Source organism: Streptomyces sp. NPDC058955 (genome assembly GCF_042741435.1).
Lineage (GTDB): Bacteria > Actinomycetota > Actinomycetes > Streptomycetales > Streptomycetaceae > Streptomyces.
In genome coordinates this window covers 70,235-76,185 of record NZ_JBHYKM010000025.1, presented here as the reverse complement: position 1 = coordinate 76,185, position 5,951 = coordinate 70,235, and the positions used below count along the sequence as shown (strand labels likewise).

General features: G+C 75.8%; 6 protein-coding genes. 5 read left to right on the top strand and 1 reads right to left on the bottom strand.

What is annotated here, in order from left to right; genetic code table 11:
- Window positions 1-79: 79 nt before the first annotated feature.
- The 4 genes from ACFW1I_RS13020 (at window position 80) to ACFW1I_RS13005 (ending at window position 4,463) form a co-directional block, all read left to right on the top strand.
- Window positions 80-976 carry an ABC transporter permease gene (locus tag ACFW1I_RS13020; RefSeq protein WP_384669309.1) on the top strand — a complete coding sequence of 299 codons (897 nt, stop codon included), beginning with the start codon at window positions 80-82 and terminating at the stop codon, window positions 974-976.
- The gene (locus ACFW1I_RS13015; RefSeq protein ID WP_384669307.1) at window positions 964-1,806 is read left to right on the top strand and encodes an ABC transporter permease; all 843 of its coding nucleotides are present in this window, start codon (window positions 964-966) and stop codon (window positions 1,804-1,806) included. The genes ACFW1I_RS13020 and ACFW1I_RS13015 overlap by 13 nt, the downstream gene beginning before the upstream one ends.
- Window positions 1,803-2,882, top strand: a complete 1,080-nt coding sequence (locus ACFW1I_RS13010; RefSeq protein ID WP_384669305.1) for an ABC transporter ATP-binding protein — start codon at window positions 1,803-1,805, stop codon at window positions 2,880-2,882. The genes ACFW1I_RS13015 and ACFW1I_RS13010 overlap by 4 nt, the downstream gene beginning before the upstream one ends.
- A 102-nt stretch (window positions 2,883-2,984) precedes the next feature.
- Window positions 2,985-4,463 carry an HAD-IA family hydrolase gene (locus ACFW1I_RS13005; RefSeq protein WP_384669318.1) on the top strand — a complete coding sequence of 493 codons (1,479 nt, stop codon included), beginning with the start codon at window positions 2,985-2,987 and terminating at the stop codon, window positions 4,461-4,463.
- Between the two features lie 4 nt (window positions 4,464-4,467).
- Here the strand turns inward: ACFW1I_RS13005 and ACFW1I_RS13000 are convergent, their stop codons facing one another.
- Window positions 4,468-5,076, bottom strand: coding sequence for a DUF998 domain-containing protein (locus tag ACFW1I_RS13000; RefSeq protein WP_384669304.1), 609 nt, complete (start codon window positions 5,074-5,076; stop codon window positions 4,468-4,470).
- An 87-nt stretch (window positions 5,077-5,163) separates the two neighbouring features.
- Here ACFW1I_RS13000 and ACFW1I_RS12995 point away from each other — a divergent pair, with 87 nt between their 5' ends.
- Window positions 5,164-5,835, top strand: coding sequence for a DUF2278 family protein (locus tag ACFW1I_RS12995; protein WP_384669302.1), 672 nt, complete (start codon window positions 5,164-5,166; stop codon window positions 5,833-5,835).
- Window positions 5,836-5,951: the final 116 nt, after the last annotated feature.

The following is a 5,951-nucleotide window of genomic DNA, read 5'->3' as shown; positions in this document are numbered from 1 at the left end:
ACACCGGCCTGAGGCGGGGCTACGCCTCCGCGGGGGGGGGGGGGGGCGGCGGGGCGCGGCGGTGCTGGCCCCCCCCCGAGTGGGGAGGAGGGGGGGGGCCCCGGCCGCGCGCCGCCCCCCCCCGCGGGCCCGGCGCCGCCGCTCCCCCGCCTGGCTCGCCGCCGTCCCGCTGCTCGCGTTCACCGCGATCGCCTTCGGCGTCCCCGCCGTCGCCATGCTCGGCGGCGCCCTCACCGTCGACGACCCGGCCACCGGCGCGAGCGCGTACGGCACCGGGAACCTGACCGCCTCGCTCCAGGGCGCCTACCTCACCGCCCTGCTCGGCAGCGTCGAGCTCTCCGCGACCGCCGCCGTGCTGGCCGCCCTCCTCGGGCTGCCGCTCGCCCAGGCCGTCGTCACCTCCCGCTCCCGCGCCCTGCGCGAGGCCGTGCTCACCGCCTCCGGCGTCCTCGCCAACTTCGGCGGCGTGCCCCTCGCCTTCGCGTTCGTCGCCACCCTCGGCAACTCCGGCGTGCTCACCCGGCAGTTGGGTCTCACCGAGCACGGCTGGAGCCTGTACAGCTTCTGGGGCCTGGTCCTGGTCTACCTGTACTTCCTGGTCCCGCTGATGGTGCTCACCATCACCCCCGCCCTCGACGGACTGCGCACCCAGTGGCGGGAGGCCGCCCGCAACAACGGCGCCACCACCCCGCAGTACTGGCGGCACGTCGCCCTGCCGGTGCTGGCCCCGAGCCTGCTCGGCGGGTTCGTGCTCCTCTTCGGCAGCGCCTTCGCCGCGTACGCCACCGCCGCCGCGATGGTCGGCAGCACCGTCCCGCTCGTCACCCTGCAGATCTCCGACGCCCTCTCCGGCAACGTCCTCGTCGGCCAGGAGAACGTGGCGCTCGCCCTCAGCCTCGACATGGTCGTCGTCGCCGGGCTCGTCATGGCCGTCTATCTGCCCCTGCAACGCCGGAGCTCGCGATGGCTCGACTGAACCGCCCCGCCGCCTGGCGCCCTCTGGTCCTCGGGATCGCCGGGCTGTACTTCCTGGTGCCGCTCGCCGCCTCCGTGATCTTCACGGTCGACGTGCCGGGGCAGGGCCTCACCCTCGACGCGTACACGAAGATCGCCGGCACCGAGGGCTTCGTCACCAGCCTGCTGCTCTCGCTCGGCCTGGCCGCCGTCACCATCGCCGTGGTCCTGCTGCTGATGGTGCCCGCCCTGGTCGCACTGCGGCTCGGCGCGCCCCGGCTGCGGCCGGTCGTCGAGGCGGTGTGCTCGCTGCCGCTCGTCGTCCCGCCCATCGCGTTCGTCGCCGGCATCGGCACCGTCCTGAAGTGGGGCCCCGAGCACCTCGCCCGGACCCCCCTCTTCCAGACCTTCGTCGCCCTGCAGAACCCGGACTTCCCGGTCGTCCTCGTGCTCGCGTACGTGGTGATGGCGCTGCCCTTCACCTATCGCGCCCTCGACGCCGGGCTGCGGGCCGTCGACGTCCGCACCCTTGTCGAGGCCGCCCGCAGCTGCGGCGCCGGGCCGGTCCGCGCCCTGGTCACGGCCGTGCTGCCGAACCTGCGCGGCGCGCTGATGAACGCGGCCTTCCTGACCCTGGCCCTGGTGCTCGGCGAGTACACGGTCGCGCAGCTGCTCGGCTTCCGCCCGTTCGCCGTGTGGATCGTCAACATCTCCGGCTCCCAGGCCCAGATGTCCGTGGCCGTGTCCGTGCTCAGCCTCCTCGTCACCTGGGTGCTGCTCCTCGCCCTCGCCGGGGCCGGCGGCCGCTCCCCCGGCACCCGCCGCACCCGTACCGCCAAGGGAACCCCATGACCGTCACCCTCACCGCCCCCACGACCGCCGCCACCGAGGCCGCGACCGTCGAATTCCGCGCCCTGCGAAGGACGTTCGGGGCGACCACCGCCCTCGACGGGCTCGACCTGACCGTCGCGCCCGGCGAACTGCTCGCCCTGCTCGGCCCCTCCGGCTGCGGCAAGACCACCGCCCTGCGGATGCTCGCCGGCTTCGAGACCCCCGACTCCGGCGCGGTCCTCGTCGACGGCCGGGACATCACCCACGTGCCGGCGCACCGGCGGGACGCGGGCATGGTCTTCCAGTCGTACAGCCTCTTCCCCCACCTCGACTGCGTCGACAACGTCGCCTTCGGGCCGCGCATGCGCAAGGCCGGCAAGGCCGAACGCCGCAGGCAGGCCGCCGAGTTGCTGGAGCTCGTCGGCCTCGGCGACAAGGGCGACCGCTACCCCCACCAGCTCTCCGGCGGCCAGCAGCAGCGCGTCGCGCTCGCCCGGGCGCTCGCCCTCCGCCCCCGCGTCCTGCTGCTCGACGAACCGCTGTCCGCGCTCGACGCCAAGGTGCGGCTCACCCTGCGCGACGAGATCCGCCGCATCCAACGCGAACTCGGCATCACCACACTCTTCGTGACGCACGATCAGGAGGAGGCGCTTTCCATGGCCGACCGGGTCGCCGTGATGCGCGACGGACGGCTCGAACAGTGCGCCCCGCCCGCCGAGCTGTACGGGCGGCCCGCGACCGCCTTCGTCGCCGAGTTCGTCGGCACCATGAGCCGCGTCCCCGGCCACCTCGACGGCAGCACCGTCGAGGTGCTCGGCCACCGGCTCCCCGTGGACGGGGACGCGCCCGCGACGAAGGACGTCGACGTGCTCGTACGCCCCGAGGACCTGCGGGTCACCACGGACGGCGCCCGCTCGGCCCGGATCGTCGCGACGGCCTTCCTCGGCGCGACCACCCGGCTCACCGTCCGGCTCGCCGACGCCACCGAGGTCAAGGCCGACCTGCCCACCCACGAGGCCGCCGCCCTCGCACCGGGGGACGCCGTCACGGTGACCCCGCGCGAGCGCCCCGTCCTCGTCGCGGCCCGCGCCGCCTGAGACGCACCCGAACGAGGGCCGGTGCGAGAGCCGGCCGACCACCGCCACGAGAAAGCGATCCGCGTGACCACCGAACTCCCCCTGCGCGCCGTCCTGTTCGACATGGACGGCACACTCGTCGACACCGAGGGCCTGTGGTGGGAGGCGGTGGAGCTGGTCGCCGGCCGGCCGCTGACCGAGGCCGACCGGCCGGACGTCCTCGGCCGGCCCGTCGAGCACACGGCGGCCTGGCTGGCCGCCGGGGGCGCCGCCGAGCCGGTCTCCCCCGACGGCGGCACCGCCGGCCGCCCGTCCGCCGACGCGCTCGCGGCCGCGCTCCACCGGGAGTTCGCCGACCGGGTCGGGGCCGGCGTCACCCCCCGCCCCGGCGCGATCGCCCTGCTCACCGCGCTCGCCCGCGACGGAGTGCCGACCGCGCTGGTCACCGCCTCGCCGCGGGCCGTCGCCGACACCGTGCTCCGGGCCCTCGGGGCGCTCGGCGCACCGGAGTTCGCCGTGTCGGTCACCGCGGACGACACCGACCGCACCAAGCCCGAACCCGACCCGTACCTCGCCGCCTGCCGCACCCTCGGCGTCGAGCCCGCGCACTGCGTGGCCGTCGAGGACACCCCCACCGGCGTCGCCTCCGCCGAGGCGGCGGGCTGCACGGTCCTCGCGGTCCCCTCGGTCGCCCCGATCGACCCGGCCCCCGGCCGGACCGTCCTGGACGGGCTGACCGAGGTGACCCCGGAGCGGCTGCGGGCGATGGCGGGCCGGCACCTCACCGTCATGAGCTGGAACCTGTGGCTCGGCGGCTCCCCGGTCGAGGACCACCGGTCCAAGCAGCTCGCCGCGATCCGGGCCTCCGGAGCCGACGTCGTCGGCCTCCAGGAGACCGGCGGCACCGCGACCCGCGAGCTGGCCGGGGCGCTCGGCTGGCACCACCACCAGGCCGGCGAGAACCTCGGCCTGCTCAGCCGCCACCCGATCGTCGCCCGGCTCGGCGACCCCGAGGTCGGCTTCTACGGCGCGGCGGGCGTCCGCCTCCTCGTCGACGGGGAGCACGAGGTGGACGTGTGGACGGCGCACCTCCACTACACCCCGTACGGGCCGTACGAGGCCGACTTCGACGGACTCCCGGCGGAGGTGCTGGTCGCCCACGAGGAGGTGCGCCTGGCCCAGATGCGGGACGCGCTGCGGCGGATCGCCGCGGAGGCGGGGACGGAACGGCCGGTCGTCCTGGTCGGCGATTTCAACGCGCCCTCGCACCTGGACCGGCCCGAGGTGGACTGGCCGGTGACGCGGGCGGCCGAGGAGGCCGGGCTGCGCGACTCCTACCGGGAGGCGCACCCCGATCCGGTGTCGGCGCCGGGCGCCACCTGGTCGCCGGTCCATCCGGTGCACCCGGAGGAGGGCGACCGGGCGGGGTTGCCCGAGCCGCAGGACCGGATCGACTACGTCCTGCACAACGGCCGCGGCCTGCGGGTCCTCGGCTCCCGCACCCTCGTCCTGGGCACCCCGGCCCCGTGGCCGGACGTCGCCGCGAACGCCTGGCCCTCCGACCACGCGGCGGTGGTGACCACCTTCGCCGTCCGGTCCTAGACGCTCACTCGCTCCGCTCGGCGGTCGGCGACGCCGCCGGGCTGCGGAGGCAGGAGGCGACGACGACGAGGGGCCAGAGCGACTGGACGCAGGTCACCAGGCGCTCCGCGATGCCCGCGGGCCCGTGGCGGGTGGTCTCGACGAGGAACCAGAGCGCACCGGCGCCCATGAAGGCGGTGGCGGCGAGGGCGGGGGCGAGGCGCAGCCCCCAGGGGGCGGTCGGGTCCCTGCGGGCGGCGAGGACCGGCCACAGGGCGAGGAGGGTGAATCCGACGGCGGCCAGCGAGCCGTGGCGGAGCGAGCCGCCGCTGCTGGGTGCCGGGACCAGGGCGACGAGGACGGCCGCCACCCCGCCGCCGGCCAGCGCGAGCCGGCCGGCGGGCACGGCCACGCGCAGCCCCAGGGCGGTCACCAGATGGCAGGCGCCGAGGCCGAGGAGGGCCGAGGTCATCACCCAGAAGCCGGGGGCGCCATAGGCCGCGAGGACGCTGATGCTCTGGGTGATGGGGTCGTACGCGGAGCCTTCCAGGTGGCCCGCGACCACCCAGCCGGCGGTGAGCAGCACGGGGGCGCATCCCGACGAGACCAGGGCCCAGAGGGGTACGGATCGCATCGTCCCACCGTAGGACCGGCACGCGGCACCCGTACGCACCGTCACCGACGCGTCGCGTGGCGTGGCGGTCGGTGGTTCACTGGCGGCATGCCTCTCGCCAGCTACGGCGTGCTCGTGGGCCAGCTCCACCGGCACTTCCGCGACGACCCCGACAACCAGGGGCGGTGGTTCCACGTCAATCTGGAGGTGGACGCGCCCGCCGGGCGGTTCCACTGCGCGGTGGACGTCGACAGCCACAAGTCCAACGTGGGCGTGCGGTGGAAGGTGCTCACCCTGAGCGCCGTGGAGCTCGGACCGGCGGCGGGGCTGGCGCTCGGCTATCACGACCTGTCGGCGGCGCCGGACTCCGGGGCGCTGGACTACCAGCGACATCCCTTCCTCGTCGACCACACGGGGGTGCTGTTCCAGCGCCGCCCGCCGGCCTGGCTGACCGGGCTCATGGACCTGCTGGGGTCGCACCCCTGGCAGATCGGCTCGTACGCGCAGGCCACCGCGGCCCTGGAGCCGATCCTGGTGGAGGGGCGGCGCATCCTCGTCTTCGGGCAGCCGTTCACGGACGACGCCCTGGGCCGCGAGGGCATGCACAACATCCACCAGAACCAGGGCGACCCGGCCGGTTCGCAGTGGTGGGACGAGAACGGGATCTGGCAGGACGGCGCCACGCTGGTCGAGCGGCCCGACCAGCGCTACGACGTCTTCCTGAGCATGTTCTCCACCCAGGCGGACCACACGGACGGCGCCGGGCATCCCGTGGCGTGACCGTGGGGCCCCCCGGGGGGGGGGGCCCCCCCCGGGGGCCCCCCCCGGACGAGCGGCGGGGAAGGGTGCCGGGGGGGGGGGCCCCCCCGGCCGGCCCGGGGGGGGCGGCGGGGCCG

Coding starts and splice junctions, on each gene's coding strand:
- ACFW1I_RS13015 (WP_384669307.1), top strand. CDS start 964: ATGGCTCGACTGAACCGCCCCGCCGCCTGGCGCCCTCTGGTCCTCGGG.
- ACFW1I_RS13010 (WP_384669305.1), top strand. CDS start 1,803: ATGACCGTCACCCTCACCGCCCCCACGACCGCCGCCACCGAGGCCGCG.
- ACFW1I_RS13005 (WP_384669318.1), top strand. CDS start 2,985: ATGGACGGCACACTCGTCGACACCGAGGGCCTGTGGTGGGAGGCGGTG.
- ACFW1I_RS13000 (WP_384669304.1), bottom strand. CDS start 5,076: ATGCGATCCGTACCCCTCTGGGCCCTGGTCTCGTCGGGATGCGCCCCC.
- ACFW1I_RS12995 (WP_384669302.1), top strand. CDS start 5,164: ATGCCTCTCGCCAGCTACGGCGTGCTCGTGGGCCAGCTCCACCGGCAC.